The 22319-nt window shown below is 73.9% G+C and carries 1 protein-coding gene and 1 pseudogene; both read left to right on the forward strand.

The features are described from left to right. Positions 1-10 precede the first annotated feature (10 nt). Positions 11-7300 (forward strand): annotated as a pseudogene (locus VFZ92_RS13065) (type I polyketide synthase); the annotation flags it as partial. Positions 7301-7482: 182 nt separating this feature from the next. Next, positions 7483-22296, forward strand: a complete 14814-nt coding sequence (locus VFZ92_RS13070; RefSeq protein ID WP_330876152.1) for a type I polyketide synthase — start codon at positions 7483-7485, stop codon at positions 22294-22296. Positions 22297-22319 lie beyond the last annotated feature (23 nt).

Genomic DNA, 22319 nt, shown 5'->3' on the forward strand with positions numbered 1-22319 from the left:
GATGGACCCGATGCTGGACGACTTCCGCGCGGTGGTCTCGACGCTGACGTTCCACGAGCCGAAGATCCCGATGCTGGGCGAGGTGACGGACCCGGAGTACTGGGTGCGGCACGTCCGGGAGGCGGTGCGGTTCGCCGACGCGGTCACGACGCTGGAGGCCAAGGGCGTCACGACGTTCCTGGAGCTGGGTCCCGACGGCGTGCTCACCGCGATGGGCCAGGAGTCCGTCCGCGACGCGGTGCTGATCGCCGGCCTGCGCAGGGACCGCGACGAGGCCAAGACGCTGGTCGCCGCCGTCGGCAAGGCGCACGCCCGCGGTGTCGACGTGGACTGGGCCGCCTACTTCGCCGGGACCGGCGCGCGGCGGGTCGCTCTGCCGACGTACCCGTTCCAGCGCGAGCGGTTCTGGCTGGAGGGCTCCGGTTCGGTCGGCGACGTCACGTCGGCAGGCCTGGACTCGGCGGACCACCCGCTGCTCGGCGCGGTCCTGCCGATGCCCGACGGCGGTGTGCTGGCGACGGCGCGGCTGTCGGTGGCGTCGCACGGCTGGCTCGGTGACCACGTGGTCGCGGGCGCGGTCGTCGTGCCCGGCACCGCGCTGGTCGAACTGGTGGTCCGGGCGGGTGACGAGGTCGGCTGCGGGCACCTGGAAGAACTGCTGCTGCGCGAACCCCTCGTCCTGCCGGAGCGCGGAGGCGTCAGCCTGCACGTCGCGGTCGGCGAACCGGACGACGGCCGCCGCGCGGTGACCGTGCTGTCGCGGCCCGACGGCGACGAGGTGCTGTGGACGACCCACGCCACCGGCTTCCTGACCGACCAGACCACCGCACCGGACTTCGACCTGACCACCTGGCCGCCGGCCGGCGCCACCGCGCTCGACGTGACCACGCTGTACGACGACCTGGCCGCGAGCGGACTCGTCTACGGCCCGGTGTTCCAGGGCCTCAAGGCCGCGTGGCGCGACGGCGACGACCTCTACGTGGAGGCCGAGTCGGAGCACCGCCAGGCCGCCGAGTTCGGCGTGCACCCGGCACTGCTGGACTCCGTGCTGCACGCCATCGGCATCGGCCAGACCGGACCGGGCGCGCTGCCGTTCTCCTGGGCGGGCGTGAGCCTGTTCGCCGCGGGCGCCTCGGTGCTGCGGGCCAGGGTCACCACCCGCGGCGGCTCCGTCACCGTGCTGGCCGCCGACGGGACGGGAGCACCCGTCGTGCGGGTGGACTCGGTGGTGCTGCGGGAGTTCGGCGGCATCGACCGCAAGGCCACCGACCCGCTCTACGGCGTCGAGTGGACGGCCCTGCCGACCGACGACGTCGCCCCGGACCCGGACGCCCAGGTCCTGGTCGTGCCGGACGGCGACCTGCACGACGTGGTCGCGGGTGTGCTGGCCGACCTCCAGGAGTTCCTGGCGGGCGAACGGGACCGGCTCGTCGTCGTGACGTCCGGCGCGGTGTCGGTCGCGGGCGAGGACGTGTCCCCGGCGCAGGCCGCCGTGTCCGGGCTGGTGCGCTCGGCGCAGTCGGAGCACCCGGACCGGATCGTGCTGGTGGACAGCGACGACTCCGCACCGCTGGTCGGCTTCGGCGAACCGGAGATGGCGGTCCGCGGTGGCGCGGTGTACGCGCCGCGCCTGGTGCCGCTGGCGCTGGGAGCCCGCAAGACCCTCACCGGCACGGTGCTGGTCACCGGCGGCACGGGCGGACTGGGCGCGGAACTGGCCCGGCACCTGGTCGCGGAGCACGGCGTGCGGCACCTGGTGCTCACGTCCCGCCGCGGCCTCGCGGCACCGGGCGCGGCCGAGCTGGTCGCGGAACTGGACGCACGGGTCGACGTGGTCGCCTGCGACGTCTCGGACCGCGCTGCCGTGGAGAAGCTCCTCGCGGGCGTCGAGAACTTGACCGGTGTCGTGCACACCGCCGGTGTGCTGGACGACGGCGTCCTGGAATCCCTGACGCCGCGGCGCTTCGCGACCGTGCTGGCCCCCAAGGCCGACGCGGCCCGGCACCTGCACGAGCTGACCGGTGAGCTGGAGCTGTTCGCGCTGTTCTCGTCCTCGTCGGGTGTGCTCGGCGCGCCGGGCCAGGCGAACTACGCGGCGGCCAACACCTACCTGGACGGCCTCGCCGCCCACCGCCGCGCCACCGGCCAGGCGGCGATCTCGCTGGCCTGGGGCGTGTGGGAGCAGACCACGGGCATGGGCGCGGGCCTCTCGCCCGCCGACCTCGCGCGGATGGCCCGCGCGGGGATGCCGGTGCTGCCCGTCGCCGACGGGCTCGCGCTGTTCGACGCCGCCCTGCGGGCGGACACGGCGCTGGCGCTGCCGATGAAGCTCGACACCGCCGTGCTCCGCACGAGCACCGAGGTGCCCGCCCTGCTGCGCGGCCTGGTCCGCGCGCCGAAGCGCCGCACCGCCGCCAAGGCGTCCGCCGAATCGGCGCGGTGGTCCCAGAAGCTCCTGGGAGTCCCGACCGAGGAGCAGGACCGGCTGCTGCTGGACCTGGTGCGCGGCCGGGTCGCGACCGTCCTGGGCTACCGGGACGCCGGCCAGGTCGAACCGGGCCGCGGCCTCGTCGAGATGGGCCTGGACTCGCTGTCCGCCGTGGAGCTGCGCAACGCGCTCGGCGCCGCGACCGGACTGCGGCTGCCCGCGACCGTGGTGTTCGACTACCCGACCTCCCTGGCCCTGGCCGCGCACCTGCGCACCGAGCTGGTGGACGAGGACGAGGTCGTCGAGCAGGTCGTGGCGGCGAAGGTCGCGAACGACGACCCGATCGCGATCGTCGCGATGGCCTGCCGCTTCCCCGGCGGCGTCCGGTCGCCGGAGGACCTGTGGCAGCTCGTGCTCGACGGCCGCGACGCGGTGTCCGGGTTCCCGACCGGTCGCGGCTGGGACCTCGACGGCCTGTACGACCCGAACCCCGACGCCATCGGCAAGACCTACACCCGCGAGGGCGGGTTCCTGCACGAGGCGGGCGACTTCGACCCGGCGTTCTTCGGGATCTCGCCGCGGGAGGCCCTGGCGATGGACCCGCAGCAGCGACTGCTGCTGGAGACGTCGTGGGAGGCGTTCGAACGCGCGGGCATCGACCCCACGACGGTGCGGGGGAGCCGCACCGGCGTGTTCGCGGGCCTGATGTACCACGACTACGCCACGAACCTCGGGACCGTCCCGGACGAGGTCGAGGGCTACCTCGGCACCGGCACCTCCGGCAGCGTCGTGTCCGGCCGCGTCTCCTACACGTTCGGCCTCGAAGGCCCGGCCGTCACGGTCGACACGGCCTGCTCGTCGTCGCTCGTCGCGCTGCACTGGGCCGTGCAGGCCCTGCGGACCGGTGAGTGCGACCTCGCGCTCGCCGGTGGTGTGACCGTCATGGCCACGCCCGACACGTTCGTCGACTTCTCCCGCCAGCGCGGGCTGTCCGCCGACGGCCGTTCCAAGGCCTACTCCGAGGGCGCGGACGGCACCGGCTGGTCCGAGGGCGTCGGCGTGCTCCTGGTCGAGCGGCTCTCCGACGCGCGGCGCAACGGCCACCAGGTCCTCGCCGTCGTCAGGGGCAGCGCGATCAACCAGGACGGCGCGTCCAGCACGCTCACCGCGCCGAACGGCCCGTCGCAGCAGCGGGTCATCCGCCAGGCCCTCGCGAACGCCGGTCTGTCCACGTCGGACATCGACGTGGTGGAGGGGCACGGCACGGGCACGCCGCTCGGCGACCCGATCGAGGTGCAGGCGCTGCTGGCCACCTACGGCCAGGACCGCGAGACCCCGCTGCTGCTGGGCTCGCTCAAGTCCAACATCGGTCACGCCCAGGCCGCGGCGGGCGTCGGCGGTGTGATCAAGATGGTGCAGGCCCTGCGCCACGGGGTCGCACCCAAGACGCTGCACGTCAGCGCGCCGACCTCGCACGTCGACTGGGCTTCCGGCTCGGTCGAGCTGCTGACCGAGCAGCGCGAGTGGCCGAGCTCGGGACGTCCGCGGCGCGCGGCGGTGTCGTCGTTCGGCATCAGCGGCACCAACGCGCACACGATCATCGAGCAGGCGCCCGAAGCCGATGTTCCCGCGGCCGACCGGAAGTCCCCGGCGCTGGTCCCGATCGTGCTGTCCGGCAGGACCCCGGAAGCGCTGAGGGCGCAGGCACGACGGGTGCCGTCGGCCGACCTGCTGGACCTCGGGTTCTCGCTGGCCACCTCGCGGGCCCGGTTGGAGCACCGCGCGGTGCTCGTGGCCGAGGACCACGACGACCTGACCAGGCAGCTGGAGGCGTTCGAGCCGACCGGTGCCGCGGTCGGCGGGCGGCTCGCGTTCCTGTTCACCGGCCAGGGTTCGCAGCGGATCGACATGGGACGTGAGCTGCACGAGGCGTTCCCGGCGTTCGCCAAGGCGTTCGACGAGGTCGCCGCCGTGCTGGACGTCCGCTTGGACGAGTCCCTGGACCGCACGGAGTTCGCGCAGCCCGCGCTGTTCGCCGTCGAGGTCGCGCTCTACCGCCTCGTCGAGTCGTGGGGTGTCCGCCCGGACTTCCTGGCGGGCCACTCCATCGGCGAACTGGCCGCCGCCCACGTCTCCGGGGTGCTGACCCTGGAGGACGCGGCCGTGCTGGTCGCGGCGCGCGGCTCGCTCATGCAGGCCCTGCCCGAGGGCGGCGCGATGGTCGCCGTCCAGGCCGCGGAGGAGGAGGTGCGACCGCACCTCACCGACCACGTGTCCATCGCGGCGGTCAACGGACCGAACTCGGTGGTCGTCTCCGGCGCAGAGAGCGCCGTGGCCGACGTGCTCGCCCACTTCGGCGACCGGAAGTCCAAGCGCCTGGCCGTGTCGCACGCGTTCCACTCGCCGCTGATGGACGACGTGCTCGACGAGTTCCTGGTCGTCGCGAAGGGCATGGCGTTCAACGCCCCGCGCATCCCGATCGTCTCCACCCTCACGGGCGCGATCGCCACCACCGAGGAGCTGTGCTCGCCCGAGTACTGGGTGCGGCACGTCCGCGAGGCCGTGCGGTTCTCCGACGCGGTGCGGACCCTGGAGGCCGAGGGCGTGTCCACGTTCCTGGAACTGGGCCCGGACGCCGTGCTCACCGCGATGGGCGCGGACAGCGTGACCGACGCCGAACTGGTGCCCGCCCTGCGGAAGAACCGGCCCGAGGCCCGCACGCTGCTCGCCGCGCTGGGCAGGATCCACGAGCGGGGCGTGCCGGTCGACTGGGCCGCGTACTTCGCGGGCAGCGGCGCTCGGCGGATCGACCTGCCGACGTACGCGTTCCAGCACGAGCGGTTCTGGCTCGCGGGCGACCCGGCCGCGATCACCGTGGACGAGGTGGACGCCCGGTTCTGGGAGGCCGTGGAGAACGGCGACCTGGAGTCGATCAGCTCGACCCTGGCGCTGGACGGCGACCGGCCGCTCAGCGAGGTGCTGCCCGCGCTGTCGTCGTGGCGCCGCACCCGCCGGGAACGCTCCGCCGCCGACGGCTGGCGCTACCGGGTCCGCTGGGAGCGGATCACCACGGGATCGTCGACGGCGGGCCGCTGGCTGGTCGTGGCACCGGAGAACGGCCACGACGCCGCCCTCCTGGCGGGCCTGACCGCCCGCGGTGTCGAGGTCGTGCCGGTCGACGCGTCGACCGACCGCGACCGGCTCGCCGAAGAGCTGATCACCGCCGGCCCGGTCGACGGCGTGCTGTCGCTCGCGGCCGACCCGCTGTCGACCGCGGTCCTGGTGCAGGCCCTCGGCGACGCCGTGGTCGACGCGCCCCTGTGGTGCCTGACCCGCGGCGGGGTGTCGACCGGCGGCGAGGACGTGGACCCGGTGCGGTCCGGGGTCTGGGGACTCGGCCGGGTCGTCGCCCTGGAGCACCCGAACCGCTGGGGTGGCCTGGTCGACCTGCCGTCCACCCTGGACGACCACGCGCTGGACGCCCTCACCGCCACCCTGGCGGGCACCGAGGACCAGGTCGCGATCCGCGAGAACGGCGTGTTCGGCCGACGCCTCGCGCACGCACCCGCCGAGGACGGCGCCGCGGAGTGGACACCGAGCGGCACGGTCCTGGTCACCGGCGGCACGGGCGCGCTCGGCGGGCACGTGGCCCGCTGGCTGGCCGGTGCGGGCGCGGAGCACCTGGTGCTCACCTCCCGCCGCGGTGCCGCCGCACCGGGAGCCGCGGAGCTGACCGCCGAACTGGAGGCCCTCGGCGCACGGGTCACCGTGGCCGCGTGCGACGTCGCCGACCGGGACGCCGTCGCGGCACTGGTGGCCGAGCACCCGCCGACGTCCGTGGTGCACACGGCGGGCGTGGAGCTGTTCCAGCCGCTGGAGGACCACGACCTGGCCGAGTTCGACGCCGTGCTGGCGGCGAAGGTGGCCGGGGCCCGGAACCTGGACGAGCTGGTCGGGGACGTGGACGCGTTCGTGCTGTTCTCCTCCATCGCGGGCACGTGGGGCAGCGGCGGCCAGTCCGCCTACTCCGCGGCGAACGCGGCCCTCGACGGCCTGGCCGAATCGCGGCGAGCCCGCGGCCTGGCCGGTCTGTCGGTCGCGTGGGGCCCGTGGGCGGACGGCGGCATGGCCGACGGCGACGCGGCGGAGCAGCTCCGCCGCCGCGGCGTCACGGTGATGCCCGCCGAGCAGGCCGTGGCCGCGCTGCGCACGTCGCTCGCGCAGCGGGACACGACCATCACGCTGGCCGACGTGGACTGGGCGCTGTTCGCGGCGGTGTTCACCGCGGCCCGACCCAGCCCGCTGCTCAGCGAGCTGCCCGAGGTCCGCGACGCGGCCACCGGGACGCCCGCCGAGCCCGAGACGTCCGACCTGGTCAGCCGTCTGAGCGCGGTGAACCCGAAGGAACGCGACCGGATGCTGCTGGACGTGGTCCGGACGCGGGTCGCCGCCGTCCTCGGGCACGCCGGGATCGACGCGGTCCAGCCCACCCGCGGCTTCAGCGAACTGGGCTTCGACTCGCTGTCCGCCGTCGAGCTGCGCAACACGCTCGGCGCGGCGACCGGTCTGGCGCTGCCCGCGACGCTCGTCTTCGACTACCCGACGTCCGCCGCACTGGCCCAGTTCCTGCGCGGCAAGCTCGCGCTCGACGAGCAGGAGGCGACGCCCGTGCTGGACGAGCTGGGGCTCCTGGAGAGCGCCGCGGCCCGCACGGACCTGGGTGAGCAGGACAAGGTAGGGGTGGTCGCCAGGCTCCAGGCGCTGCTCGCCAAGTACTCGTCCGCCGTGGAGGCCCCGAGCGTCGCCGAACAGCTCAACACCGCTGATGACGACGCCATCTTCGACTTCATCGACAAGGAGTTCGGAGTGTGACCCGAATTGCCTCGACAACCGAATAAGGGCACCTGTTTTCCCAGCTCCAGGGGGTAAATGGGTAGGGGGCGCCTAGGGGGCCGTCAGGGGTGTCATCCCTGACGGCCCCTCGTTAGTTTTCGAATCAGTGGTCTGTCGGAAGTGCCGGAGACGTGCTGGTTTCTGTGAAGAGGTGGCGTTGAATGTCCAACGAGCAGAAGCTTCGTGATTACCTCAAGCGGGTGACCGCGGACCTGCACAACACGCGCCACCGTTTGCAGGAGGTGGAGGAGAAAGGACAGGAACCCATCGCGATCGTCGCGATGGACTGCCGTTTCGCGGGTGGAATCTCCTCGCCCGAACAGCTCTGGGACTTCATCGTCGACGGCCGCGACGCGATCGTGCCTTTCCCCACCGATCGCGGCTGGGACCTGGAGAACCTGTACCACCCGGACCCCGAGAACGAGGGCACCTCCTACATCACGGAGGGTGGCTTCGTCGACGGCGCCGCCGACTTCGACCCCGGCTTCTTCGGCATCTCCCCGCGCGAGGCGATCACGATGGACCCGCAGCAGCGGTTGCTGCTGGAGACCGCGTGGCGCACGTTCGAACGCGCGGGCATCGACCCCCAGTCCCTCAAGGGCAGCCGCACCGGTGTGTTCACCTCCACCAACGGCCAGGACTACTTCTCCGTCGTCACCGAGGGTGACTTCGCCGGTCTCGAAGGCCACATCGGCACCGGCACCGCGGCCAGCATGGTGTCCGGCCGCCTCTCCTACACGTTCGGCCTCGAAGGCCCCGCCGTCACCGTCGACACCGCTTGCTCCGGGTCGCTGGTGACGCTGCACCTCGCCGTCCAGGCGCTGCGCGGCGGCGAGTGCGACCTGGCGCTCGCGGGCGGCGCGACGATCATGTGCACGCCCGGCGCGTTCATCGACTTCAGCCGCGCCCGCGGCCTGTCCGCCGACTCCCGCTGCAAGTCGTTCGCCGCCGGTGCCGACGGCACGGTGTGGGGCGACGGCGTCGGCCTCGTCCTGGTGGAACGCCTCTCCGACGCCCGCCGCAACGGCCACCAGGTCCTCGCGGTCGTGCGCGGCTCGGCGGTCAACCAGGACGGCGCGTCGAACGGACTCACCGCCCCCAACGGTCCGTCGCAGCAGCGCGTGATCCGCAAGGCGCTGTCGAACGCCGGTCTGACGCCGCTCGACGTCGACGTGATCGAGGCCCACGGCACCGGCACCAAGCTGGGCGACCCCATCGAGGCGCAGGCGCTCATCGCGGCCTACGGCCCGGAGCGCGAACGCCCGCTGCTGCTCGGCTCGGTCAAGTCCAACATCGGCCACACCCAGGCCGCCGCCGGTGTCGCCGCGGTCATCAAGACCGTCCTGTCGCTCCAGCACGGCGTCATCCCGAAGACGCTGCACGTCGACGAGCCGTCGCCGCAGATCGACTGGAGCTCCGGCGCGGCCGAGCTGGTCACCGAGACCCGCCCGTGGCCCGAGACCGGTCACGCCCGCCGCGTCGGCGTCTCGTCCTTCGGTTACAGCGGCACCAACGCCCACGCGATCCTGGAGCAGGCTCCACTCCTCGATGTGGAGGTGGCCGAGCGCCACGAACTGCCGATCGTGCCCGTGGTGCTGTCGGGCAAGACCCCCGAGGCGCTGCGCGAGCAGGCCGCGAACCTGGTCCCGCTGGTGGAGCGGGGGATCGACCTCGCCGACCTCGCGTTCTCCGCCGCCACCACGCGGGCCAACCTGGAGCACCGGTCCGTGCTCGTCGCCGACGGCCGCGACGACCTGCTCGCCGGTCTCGTCGCACTGGCCGACGGCTCCACCGCACCCGGCCTGGTCCGCGACGAGGCCGTGATCGGCCGCACCGCCGTGCTGTTCACCGGCCAGGGCAGCCAGCGGATCGCGATGGGCCAGGAGCTGTACGCCGCGTTCCCGGTGTACGCCGAGGCCTACGACGCCGTGTGCGCGCACCTGGACCCCCGCCTCGCCGAGGCGATGGCCGACGCGGACCTGCTCAACCGGACCGAGTTCACCCAGCCCGCCCTGTTCGCGATCGAGGTCGCGCTCTACCGCCTGGTCGAGTCCTGGGGCGTGCGCCCCGACTTCCTGGCGGGCCACTCGATCGGCGAACTCGCCGCCGCCCACGTCGCCGGGGTGCTGTCCCTGGCCGACGCCGCCGCGCTGGTCACCGCGCGCGGCAAGCTGATGCAGGCCCTGCCGACCGGCGGTGCGATGGTCGCGGTGCAGGCCACCGAGGACGAGGTTCGCCCCCACCTGACCGACCGCGTGTCCATCGCCGCGGTCAACGGGCCCCGCTCGGTCGTCGTCGCGGGCGACGAGGACGCGGTCGAGCAGGTCGTGGCGCGCTTCGCGGACCGCAAGTCCAAGCGGCTCACCGTGTCGCACGCGTTCCACTCGCCGCGCATGGACGGGATGCTGGCCGAGTTCCGGACGGTCGCGGCGGGTCTGTCGTTCCGCGCCCCGATGATCTCGATCGTCTCCACGCTGACCGGCGGGCTCGTCACGGCCGAGGAGATCACCTCGCCGGACCACTGGGTCAAGCACGTCCGCGAGGCCGTCCGCTTCGCCGACGCGGTGAAGACCCTGGAAACCGCCGGTGTGGCGACGTTCCTGGAGCTGGGCCCGGACGGCGTGCTGACGGCGATGGCCGCCGAGAGCACGACCGCCGCCCTGGTGCCCGCGCTGCGCAAGGACCGCTCCGAGGTGCGGAGCGTCGTGTCCGCGCTGGGCGCGGTGCACAGCCGTGGCGTGCGGGTCGACTGGTCCTCCTACTTCGCAGGCTCCGGCGCGGTGCGCGTCGAGCTGCCCACCTACGCGTTCCAGCGCGAGCGCTACTGGCTCGACGGCACGAAGTCCAAGCAGGACGTGCGGTCCGCGGGCCTCGGCGCCACCGACCACCCGCTGCTCGGCGCGGTCCTGCTCTCGCCCAACGGCGAAGCCCTGTTCACCGCCCGCCTCTCCCGGTCCGGCAACGCCTGGCTCGCCGACCACGTGGTCGCGGGCAACGTCGTCGTGCCCGGCACCGCCCTGGTCGACCTCGCCATCCGCGCCGGTGACCAGCTCGGCTGCGGCCACCTCGACGAGCTGCTGCTCCAGGCGCCGCTGGTGCTGCCCGAGCGCGGCGGCGTCATGGTGTGCGTGTCGGTGTCCGAGCCCGACGCCTCCGGCCGCCGCCCGGTCACCCTGTACTCCCGCCCGGAGGGCGACGAGGAGACGGCGTGGACCACCCACGCCACCGGTGTCCTCGCCGACGAGACCGTCTCCGCCGGGTTCGACCTGACCGCGTGGCCGCCGCCCGGCGCCGAGCCGGTCGAGGTGGGCCCGGTCTACGACGACCTGGCCGGTGCCGGCCTGTCCTACGGCCCGGTGTTCCAGGGCCTCAAGGCCGCGTGGCGCGACGGCGACGACGTGTACGCCGAGGTGGCGCTGCCCGACTCGGAACACCGCCAGGCCGCCAAGTTCGGTGTGCACCCCGCGCTGCTCGACGCCGTGCTGCACGCCCTCGCGCTGAACTCGGGGAAGGGCGAGGGCGGCTCGCTGCCGTTCTCGTGGAACGGCGTGAGCCTGCACGCCGCGGGCGCGACGGTGCTGCGCGCCAAGATCTCCCCGTCCGGCCACGGCGACGCGGTCTCGGTGCACGTCGCCGACGGCGGCGGCTCGCCGGTCGCGCGGATCGACTCCCTGGTGCTGCGGCCCATCGGCGGCCAACCGCTGAAGTCCGCCACCGGTCACGCCGACTCGCTGTTCCGCATCGACTGGACGCCGCTGTCCCTGGAGGACAAGGCGCCCGACACCAACGCGGTCACGCTGGTGGTCCCGGACGGCGACGTCCGCGAGGTCACCGCCTCCGTGCTCGCCGACGTGCAGGCGTTCCTGGCCGAGGAGTCCGACGCGGTGCTGGTCGTGGTGACCAGCGGTGCCGTCACGGCGCTGCCCGGCGAGAACACCACGAACCTGGCGCACGCCGCCGTGTCCGGCCTGATCCGGGCCGCGCAGTCCGAGCACCTCGACCGGATCGTGCTGGTCGACGCCCCGGAGGGCCTGCTGGGCACCGAGGTCGCCAGCGGCGAGAGCGAACTGGCGGTCCGCGGCGGCAAGGCCTACGCGCCCCGGCTGGTGCGGGCGTTCTCCGGCACCGTCCCCCGCTTCGACGCCGAGGGCCCGTGGCGGCTGGACTTCTCCGCGCAGGGCACCGTCGACAACCTCATCACCGTCCCGTGGCCCGAGGCCGAGCGCGACCTGGAGCCCGAGCAGGTCCGGATCGGCGTCCGCGCGGCGGGCGTGAACTTCCGCGACGTCATGAACACCCTCGGCATGTACCCCGGTGACGCGGGCCTGATGGGCCTGGAGGCGGCCGGCGTCGTGCTGGCCGTCGGGTCCGCCGTGGACCGCCTCGCCGTCGGCGACCGGGTCATGGGCATGATGGACGCCTCGTTCGGCCCCGTCGCGCTGGCCGACCACCGCATGGTGTGCCCGATGCCCGACGGCTGGTCGTTCGCCGAAGCCGCCGCCGTGCCGCTGGTGTTCCTGACCGCCCTGTACGGCCTCAACGACCTGGGCGGCCTCAAGCCCGGCGAGTCGGTCCTCGTCCACGCAGCCGCCGGTGGTGTCGGCATGGCCGCCACGCAGGTGGCCCGCCGGCTCGGCGGCGAGGTCTACGGCACCGCGTCCACCGGCAAGTGGCACGTGCTGCGCGCGGCCGACCTGCCCGAGGACCACATCGCCTCCTCCCGCACCACGGACTTCGAGCGGCAGTTCACCACCGCCACCGGCGGACGCGGCGTCGACGTCGTCCTGGACGCCCTCGCGGGCGAGTTCGTGGACGCCTCCCTGCGCCTGGCCGGTCTCGGTGACGGCGGCCGGTTCGTCGAGATGGGCAAGACCGACATCCGCGACGCCGACGAGGTCGCCGCCCAGTACCCCGGCGTCACCTACCGGGCGTTCGACCTGATCGAGGCCGGGCCCGAGCGCATCCGCGAGATGCTCTACCAGCTCTACGACTGGTTCTCCGCGGGCGACATGAGCCCGCTGCCGGTCACCACCTGGGACCTGCACCGCGCACCCGAGGCGTTCCGCTACCTCGGCCAGGCCAAGCACATCGGCAAGGTCGTCCTCACCATCCCGGCGAAGCTCGACGGCACCGTCCTCATCACCGGCGGCACCGGTGGTCTCGGCGCGGAACTGGCCCGGCACCTCGTCGGCCAAGGAGTTCAGCACCTCGTGCTGACCTCCCGCCGAGGCCCGGACGCGCCCGGTGCCGCCGAACTGGTCGCGGAACTGGACGCGCGGGTCGACGTCGTGGCCTGCGACGTGTCCGACCGCGCCGCCGTGGAGGCGCTGCTGGCGGGCATCCCGAACCTCTCCGGCGTCGTGCACACGGCCGGTGTGCTGGACGACGGGGTCCTGGAATCCCTGACGCCCGAACGGTTCGACGCCGTGTTCGCGCCGAAGGTCGACGCCGCCCGGCACCTGCACGAGCTGACGCTGGACCGAGACCTGGCCGTGTTCGCCCTGTTCTCCTCCTCGGCCGGTCTGCTGGGCTCGCCCGGCCAGGCCAACTACGCCGCCGCCAACACCTACCTCAACGGCCTCGCCACCCACCGCCGGTCGCTGGGCCTGCCCGCCGTCGCGATGGACTGGGGCCTGTGGGACCAGAGCGCGGGCATGGGCGCGGGCCTGTCGAAGGTCGACCTCGCCCGCATGGCCCGCGCGGGCATCCCGGCCCTGTCGGTGCCCGAGGGCCTGTCGCTGTTCGACGCCGCGCTCGCGCTGGACGCGGCCGTGGCCGTGCCGATCAAGCTCGACCTCGCCGCGCTGCGCACGAGCAAGACCGAGCTGCACCCGCTGCTGCGCGGCCTGGTCCGCCAGCCGGTGCGCAGGGCCGCCGCCGGTAGCGGCGCGGAATCCTCGCAGTGGAGCCAGAAGCTCGCCGCGCTGAGCCCCGCCGAGCAGGACGACCTGCTGCTGGACATGGTCCGCGGCCAGGTCGCCATCGTGCTCGGCTTCTCCTCCGCCCACCAGGTCCAGGCCGGTCGCGGCCTGGTCGACATGGGCCTCGACTCGCTGTCCGCCGTGGAGCTGCGCAACACCCTCAGCTCCGCCACCGGTCTGCGGCTGCCCGCCACGGTCGTCTTCGACTACCCGACGCCCCAGGCGCTCGCCGGTCACCTCCGCGAGGAACTGGTCGACACCGGCGACTCCGGCGCCAAGAAGGCCGTCGCGTCCACGGTCGGCTCCGACGAGCCGATCGCGATCGTGTCGATGGCGTGCCGCCTGCCCGGCGGTGTCCGGTCGCCGGAGGACCTGTGGGACCTGGTGACCTCGGGCCGCGACGCGATCACGCCGTTCCCCACCGACCGCGGCTGGGCCACCAAGCTCGGGTTCGACGTGTCCGGTGGAGGTTTCGTCGAGACCGCGACCTCTTTCGACCGCGACTTCTTCAGCATCAACCCGCGCGAAGCGCTGGCGATGGACCCGCAGCAGCGGATGCTCCTGGAGACCACGTGGGAGACGTTCGAGCGCGCCGGCATGGACCCGACGTCCGTGCGGGGCAAGCAGATCGGCGTCTACATCGGCGGCAGCGCCACCGACTACGGCGACGGCATGGACATCCCGGAGGAGCTGGCGGGCCTCGTGCTCACCGGCATCACCCCCAGCGTCATGTCCGGTCGCATCGCCTACACGTTCGGCCTGGAAGGCCCCACGTTCACCGTCGACACCGCCTGCTCGTCCTCGATCGTCGCGCTGCACCTCGCCGCGCAGGCCCTGCGCAACGGCGAGTGCGACAGCGCGCTCGTCGGCGGCGTCATGGTCCTCGCCACGCCGTCCGTCTTCGCCGAGTTCGCCACGCAGAGCGGTCTCTCGCCCGACGGCCGCTGCAAGGCGTTCTCCTCCGGCGCCGACGGCACCGGCTGGTCCGAGGGCGTCGGGATGCTCCTGGTGGAGCGCCTGTCCGACGCCCGCCGCAACGGCCACGAGGTCCTCGCCGTCGTGCGGGGTTCCGCCATCAACCAGGACGGCGCGTCCAGCACGCTCACCGCCCCCAACGGCCCGTCGCAGCAGCGCGTCATCCGCCAGGCCCTCGCCAACTCCGGCCTCACGCCGGACGAGGTCGACGTGGTCGAGGCGCACGGCACCGGCACGCGGCTCGGTGACCCGATCGAGGCGCAGGCGATCCTGTCCACCTACGGCCAGGACCGCGACCGCCCGGTGCTGCTGGGCTCGCTGAAGTCGAACCTCGGCCACACGCAGGCCGCCGCCGGTCTCGCGGGCATCATCAAGATGGTCGAGGCCCTGCGCCACGGCGTCGCGCCGAAGACCCTGCACGTCGAGGAGCCGTCGCCGCACATCGACTGGGCCGCGGGCGCCGTCGAGCTGCTGGCCGAGAACACCCCGTGGCCCGAGACCGGCCGTCCCCGCCGGGCCGCCGTGTCCGCGTTCGGCATCGCGGGCACCAACACCCACCTGATCCTGGAGGAGGCGCCCGCAGCCCGGCCCGAGAAGGTCGAGCGGACGTCGGTTCCGCTGGTGCCGGTGCTGGTGTCGGGCAAGACGTCCGAGGCGCTGCGCGAGCAGGCCGCGAACCTGGCCGCCTACCTGCACGACGAGAACACCGAGCTGGTCGACGTCGGCTACTCGTCCGTGGCGACCCGTGCGACGTTCGACCACCGCGCGGTGGTCGTGGCGCGGGACTGGAACGAGCTGATCGACGGCCTGGACGCGCTCGTGCTCGGCCAGGCGCCGACCGGTGCCGTGGTGGACGGGGCCCTCGCCGTCCTGTTCACCGGCCAGGGTTCGCAGCGGCTCGGCATGGGCCGCGAGCTGCACGAGACGTTCCCCGCCTACGCCAAGGCCTTCGACGAGGTGTGCGCGGAGTTCGACGTGCCGGTCCGCGAGGTCGTCTTCGGCACCGACGCCGACGCCCTCGACCAGACCGGTCTCACGCAGCCCGCGCTGTTCGCCGTCGAGGTCGCGCTGTACCGGCTGGTCGAGTCGTGGGGCGTCAAGCCCGACTACCTGGCGGGCCACTCCATCGGCGAACTCGCCGCCGCCCACGTGTCCGGCGTGCTGTCCCTGGCCGACGCCTGCGCGCTCGTCGGCGCTCGCGGCCGGTTGATGCAGGCCCTGCCGACCGGCGGGTCCATGGTCGCCATCCAGGCCACCGAGTCCGAGGTCCGCGCCCGGCTGGTCGGCCGCGTCTCGATCGCGGCCGTCAACGGCCCCACGTCGGTGGTCGTGGCCGGTGACGACGACGCCGTGGAGGCCGTCGTGGCCGCGTTCGCGGACCGCCGCACCAAGAAGCTCAGCGTCTCGCACGCGTTCCACTCACCGCGCATGGACGCCATGCTCACCGACTTCCGCGCGGTCGCCGACCGGCTCACGTTCCACGCGCCGCGCATCCCGATCGTGTCCACGCTGACCGGGCAGCTCGCAGACCCGGAGGACCTGGCGTCGCCCGACTACTGGGTCCGCCACGTGCGCAACGCCGTCCGGTTCGCCGACGCCGTCCGCACGCTGGAGGGCAGGGGCGTCAGCACGTTCCTGGAGTTGGGCCCGGACGGTGTGCTCACCGCGATGGGCCAGGACAGCGTCACCGACGCCGTGCTGGTCGCCGGGCAGCGCCGCGACCGGCCGGAGGCCAAGGGCCTGCTGCGCGCGGTCGGGCTCCTGCACGCCCGCGGTGTCCGCGTCGACTGGTCCGCGTTCTACGAGGGCAGCGGCGCGCAGCGCGTCGACCTGCCCACCTACGCCTTCCAGCGCGAGCACCTGTGGTTCGAGCCCGCCAAGGAGGCCGGGTACGCCCCCGACTCGATCGAGGCCAAGTTCTGGGACGCCGTCGAGCACGAGGACCTGGCGTCGCTGGGCGCGGCACTGTCCGATGAGGACTCGCAGGCGTTCGACGCCGTGCTGCCGGTGCTGTCGCGCTGGCGCAGGGACGCCCGCAGCGAGTCCACCGTGGACGGTTGGCGCTACCGGGTCGAGTGGCGGCCCACCGACGTCGGCACCGCCTCGGCCCGTGGCCGCTGGCTGGCCGTCGGGACCGACGACGCCGCGTCCGCGCTGACCGACCGCGGGGTCGAGGTCGTCACCGTCACCGACCCGGCGTCCGCCGCCGACCTCGGCCGGTTCGACGGCGTGCTCGCGTTCCCCGCCGACGTCACCGAGGCGCTGCTGACCGTCCAGGCGCTCGCCGACGTCGACGCGCCGCTGTGGCTGGTGACGCGCGGAGCCGTGATGACCGGCCGCGCCGACCGCCCCAGCACCCCCGAGGCCGCGCAGCTGTGGGGCCTCGGCCGGGTCGTCGCCCTGGAGCACCCCGAGCGCTGGGGTGGCCTGGTCGACCTGCCCGCCGACCTCGACAAGCGCGCCGCGGACCGGTTCGCCGCCGTGCTGGCCGGGTCCGAGGACCAGGTCGCCGTCCGCTCGTCCGGCGTCTTCGGCCGCAGGATCGTCCACGCCCCCGCGGGCGCGGGAACGGCGTGGACGCCGCGCGGCACCGTCCTGGTCACCGGCGGCACCGGCGCGCTCGGCGGGCACGTCGCCCGCTGGCTGGCCGGTGCGGGCGCGGAGCACGTCGTGCTCACCTCCCGCCGCGGCGCCGGGGCACCGGGTGCCGCCGAGCTGACCGCCGACCTCGAAGCCCTGGGCGCTCGCGTCACGATCGCCGCGTGCGACGCGGCCGACCGCGACGCCGTCGCCGCGCTCGTCGCCGAACACCCGCCCACCGCCGTCTTCCACGCCGCGGGCACGGACCACACCGAAGCGGTGGAGGGACATCGGCTCGACACGTTCGCGCGGGTGCTGGCGGGCAAGGTCTCCGGTGCCCAGCACCTGGACGAGCTGGTCGGGGAGGTCGACGCGTTCGTGCTGTTCTCCTCCATCGCGGGCATCTGGGGCAGCGGCGGCCAGGCCGCCTACGCCTCCGCCAACGCCCACCTGGACGCGCTCGCCGAGTCCCGCCGGGCCCGTGGGCTGACCGCTCTCGCGGTGTCCTGGGGCCCGTGGGCCGACGCGGGCATGGCCGTCGAGGGCAGCGACGCCGCCGAGCAGCTCCGCCGCCGCGGTGTGGTCGGCATGGCGACCGCCCCCGCGATCACCGCGCTGCGCCGGGCGATCCGCGCCGACGACACCACCGTCACGGTCGCCGACGTCGACTGGACCCGGTTCGCGCCGGTCTTCACCGCCGCCCGGCCGAGCCCGCTGCTCGCCGAACTCCCCGAGGTCGCCGAGAAGCCCGTCCAGACCACCGAGGACTCCTCGCTGGCCCGCCGGATCGCGGCCCTGCCGGAGGCCGAGCAGGCGCACGCGCTGGTGGAGCTGGTGCGCGCGCAGGTCGCCTCGGCCCTCGGCCACGCCTCCGCCGACGCCGTCCGCCCGGACCGCGCGTTCAAGGAGCTGGGCTTCGACTCGCTGACCGCCGTCGAGCTGCGCAACAGCCTCGTCACCGCGACCGGGCTCAGCCTGCCCGCGACGCTGGTGTTCGACTACCCGAACCCGGCCGCGCTCGCCGCGCACCTGCGCACCGAGCTGGTCGGGTCCCGCTCCGCCACATCGAACACGACAGCGCTGACCCCCGTCACCGCGGCCGTGACCGACGACCCGATCGCGATCGTGGCCATGTCGTGCCGCTTCGCCGGTGGTGTCTCGTCGCCGGAAGACCTGTGGAGCCTGCTCGTCGAGGGCCGCGACGCGATGACCGGCTTCCCCGCCGACCGCGGCTGGGACCTCGACCTGTACGACCCGGACCCCGACGCCGCGGGCAAGTCCTACGCCCGCGAAGGCGCGTTCCTGCACGACGCGGGGGAGTTCGACCCGGCGTTCTTCGGGATCAGCCCCCGCGAGGCCCTGGCGATGGACCCGCAGCAGCGCCTGCTGCTGGAGACGTCGTGGGAGGCGTTCGAGCGGGCCGGGATCGACCCGGCGTCCGTGCGCGGCCAGCAGGTCGGCGTGTTCGCTGGCACCAACGGCCAGGACTACGGCGCCGCGCTCACCTCGCTGCCCAGCGAGCTGGAGGGCTTCTTCGGCACCGGCAACGCGGCCAGCGTGTTCTCCGGCCGCATCTCCTACACCTTCGGCCTGGAGGGCCCGGCCGTCACGGTCGACACCGCGTGCTCCTCCTCCCTCGTGGCCCTGCACCTCGCCGTGCAGGCGCTGCGCAACGGCGAGTGCGACCTGGCCCTGGCCGGTGGCGTGACGATCATGTCGTCGCCGGGGGCGTTCATCGACTTCTCCCGCAACCGCGGCCTGGCCGTGGACGGGCGCTGCAAGGCGTTCGCGTCCGGCGCCGACGGCACGGCGTGGGGCGAGGGCATCGGGATGCTGCTCGTGGAGAGGCTGTCCGACGCGCGGCGCAACGGCCACCAGGTCCTCGCGGTGGTGCGCGGCACGGCCGTGAACCAGGACGGCGCGTCGAACGGCCTGACCGCCCCGAACGGTCCTTCGCAGCAGCGGGTCATCCGCCGTGCGCTGGACCGCGCGGGCCTGGCACCGTCCGACGTGGACGTCGTCGAAGCCCACGGCACGGGTACCGCCCTGGGCGACCCGATCGAGGCGCAGGCGCTGCTCGCGACCTACGGCCAGGACCGGGGAACGCCGCTGCTGCTGGGCTCCGTCAAGTCCAACATCGGCCACACGCAGGCCGCCGCCGGTGTCGCCGCGATCATCAAGTCCGTGCTGGCGATGCGGCACGGGATCGTGCCCAAGACCCTGCACGTCGACGAGCCGTCCGCGCAGGTCGACTGGTCCGCCGGTGCGGTCGAACTGGCGACCGAGACCGTCGAGTGGCCCGAAACGGGCCGCGTTCGCCGGGTCGGCGTGTCGTCGTTCGGCATGAGCGGCACCAACGCCCACGCCATTGTGGAGCAGGCTCCAGCCGAACCGGAGGTGGAGCGGGCCCCCGTTCCCGTTGTGCCGATCATCCTGTCGGCCAAGACCCCGCAGGCCCTGCGCGAGCAGGCCGCTCGCCTGATGACCGTGGACGCCGACCTGGCCGACATCGGCTTCACGCTGGCCACCGGCCGGGCCGGGCTGGAGCACCGCGCGGTGGTCATCGCGGGTGGTCCCGACGAGCTGGAACGCGGTCTCACGGCCGTGGCAGGCGGCACCGGGGCGCCCGAGGTGGTGCGCGGGTCGACCGCGACCGGCCGACTGGCGTTCCTGTTCACCGGTCAGGGCTCGCAGCGGCTCGGGATGGGGCGTGAGCTGTACGAGGCGTTCCCGGTGTTCGCGGACGCGTTCGACGCGGTGTGCGCCCGGTTCGACCTGCCGCTGCGCGACGTCGTGTTCGGCGACGACGCCGACCTGCTGAACCAGACCGGCTACACGCAGCCCGCGCTGTTCGCGGTCGAGGTGGCGCTGTTCCGGCTCACCGAGTCGTGGGGCGTCAAGCCCGACTACCTCGCGGGCCACTCCATCGGCGAACTCGCCGCCGCCCACGTGTCCGGGGTGCTGTCGCTGGACGACGCGGCCACGCTCGTCGGCGCTCGCGGTCGGCTGATGCAGGCCCTGCCGACCGGCGGCGCGATGGTCGCCCTGCAGGCCACCGAGGGTGAGGTGCTGGAGCACCTGACCGACCGGGTCTCGCTCGCCGCCGTCAACGGGCCGTCGTCGGTCGTGGTGGCCGGTGACGAGGACGCCGTGCGGGACGTGGTCGCCCGCTTCGGCGACCGGAAGTCCAAGCGCCTGGCCGTGTCGCACGCGTTCCACTCGCCGCGCATGGACGCCATGCTGGAGGAGTTCCGCGTGGTGGCGAAGGAACTGACGTTCTCCGCCCCGCGCATCCCGATCGTCTCCACGCTGACCGGGGAACTCGCCACCGCCGAGGAGCTGACCTCGGTCGACTACTGGGTCCACCACGTCCGCGACACCGTCCGCTTCGCCCACGCCGTGCGCACGCTGGAAACCGCCGGTGCGTCGACGTTCCTGGAGCTGGGCCCGGACGCGGTGCTGACCGCGATGGGCGCCGAGAGCGCCACCACCGCCACCCTGGTCCCGACGCAGCGGGCCGACCGGTCCGAGGTGCCCGCACTGCTGGGCGCGCTCGCCGCACTGCACGTGCGCGGCGTGGCGGTCGACTGGACGCCGTTCTTCGCCGGTTCCGGCGCCCGCCGGGTCGACCTGCCCACCTACCCGTTCCAGCGTGAGCGCTTCTGGCTCGCCTCCGACGAGAACCCCGGCACGGACGCCCTGCGCTACCGCGTCGAGTGGACGCCGGTCGCCGACGGCGGCCCCGCGGCCACCGGCCGCTGGCTGGTCGTCACCCCGGCGGGTGCGGAGGAGTCCGAGCTGGTCACCGGCCTCGGGCAGCGCGGTCTCGACGTGGTCACCGTCGGCTCGTCCGACGACCGGGCCGCGCTGACCGCCGCGCTCGCGGGTGTCGACGCGGTCGACGGCGTGCTGTCGCTGTCCGACAGCGCCACCGACACCCTGGTGCTGGTGCAGGCCCTCGGCGACGCCGAGATCGGCGCTCCGCTGTGGGCGGCGACCCGCGGCGCGGTGTCGACCGGTTCCGGCGACCCGGTGCTCAGCCCCGCGCAGGCCCAGGTCTGGGGCCTCGGCGTGGTCGCCGCGCTGGAGCACCCCGACCGCTGGGGCGGCCTGATCGACCTGCCGGAAGCCCTGGACGGGACCGTGCTCGACCACCTCGCCCGCGTCCTCGCGGGCACCGAGGACCAGGTCGCGATCCGCGAGGGCGGCGTGCTGGCCCGCAGGCTGGCGCACGCGCCCGCCGGGCCGTCCACCGGTCCGTGGACGCCGCGCGGCACCGTCCTGGTGACCGGCGGCACCGGAGCGCTCGGCGGGCAGGTCGCCCGCTGGCTGGCCGGTGCGGGCGCGGAGCACCTGGTGCTCACCGCCGCCCCGGACGCCGAGGAGGCACCGGAGCTGCTGGCCGAACTGGCCGACCTCGGGGTCAGGACCACGGTCGTGCGCTGCGACGTGACCGAACGCGACCAGGCCGCCGTGGTGGTCGACCAGCACGCGCCGAACGCCGTGGTGCACGCGGTCGAGGTCGGCCAGTCGACCCCGGTGCGGGACAACGACCTCGCGGAGTTCTCCTCGGTCCTGTCCGCCAAGATCATGGGCGCGGCGCACCTGGACGACCTGCTCGGCGACACCCCGCTGGACGCGTTCGTGGTGTTCTCCTCCACGGCCGGTGTCTGGGGCAGCGCCAACCAGGCCGCCTACGCGGCGGGCAGCGCCTTCCTGGACGCGCTGGCCCAGCAGCGCCGGGCCCGCGGCCTCGCGGGGCTGTCGGTGGCGTGGGGCCCGTGGGCGGGTGGCGGGCAGGACGAGGTGCTGCGCCGCAGCGGACTCCCAGCCCTCCGGCCGGAACGGGCGGTGGCCGCGCTGCGGCAGGCCGTCGAGTCCGGCGACACCACGGTCACCGTCGCCGACGTCGACTGGGACCGCTTCGCGACCCTGTTCACCGCCGCCCGGCCGAGTCCGCTCATCGCGGACCTGCCGGAGGTGCGCAAGGCGCTCGCGGTCGAGACCTCCGACGGCGACAGCGCGCTGCGGACCACCCTCCTGGCGCTGCCCGAGACCGATCGTGACCGCGTGCTGCTGGACCTGGTGCGCGAGCAGGTCGCCGCGGTGCTCGGCCACGCGAACGCGGGCGGCATCGAGGCCGACCGGGCGTTCCGCGAACTCGGCTTCTCCTCGCTCACCGCGGTGGAGCTGCGCAACAACCTCAACGGCGCGACGGGGTTGACGCTGCCCGCCACGCTCGTCTTCGACTACCCGACCCCGCTCGTCCTCGTGGACCTGCTGCGCACCGAACTGCTGGGTGACGCGGCGGAAACCGAGGTGCGCCGAGCGCTCGCCGGACTCTCGCTGGACCGGCTGCGCGACGCGGGCCTGCTCGACGCCCTGTTGCGGCTGGTGAACGGCGAAGCCGAAACGGTCGCCGCCGACGACGGGGACTCGGTCGACGACATGGACGTCGACAGCCTCGTCTCGATGGCCCTCGACAGCAGCAACTCCTGATCAGCCCCGAAGTGCGGAGCACA

The sequence above is a fragment of the Umezawaea sp. genome (genome assembly GCF_036375055.1).
GTDB lineage: Bacteria > Actinomycetota > Actinomycetes > Mycobacteriales > Pseudonocardiaceae > Umezawaea.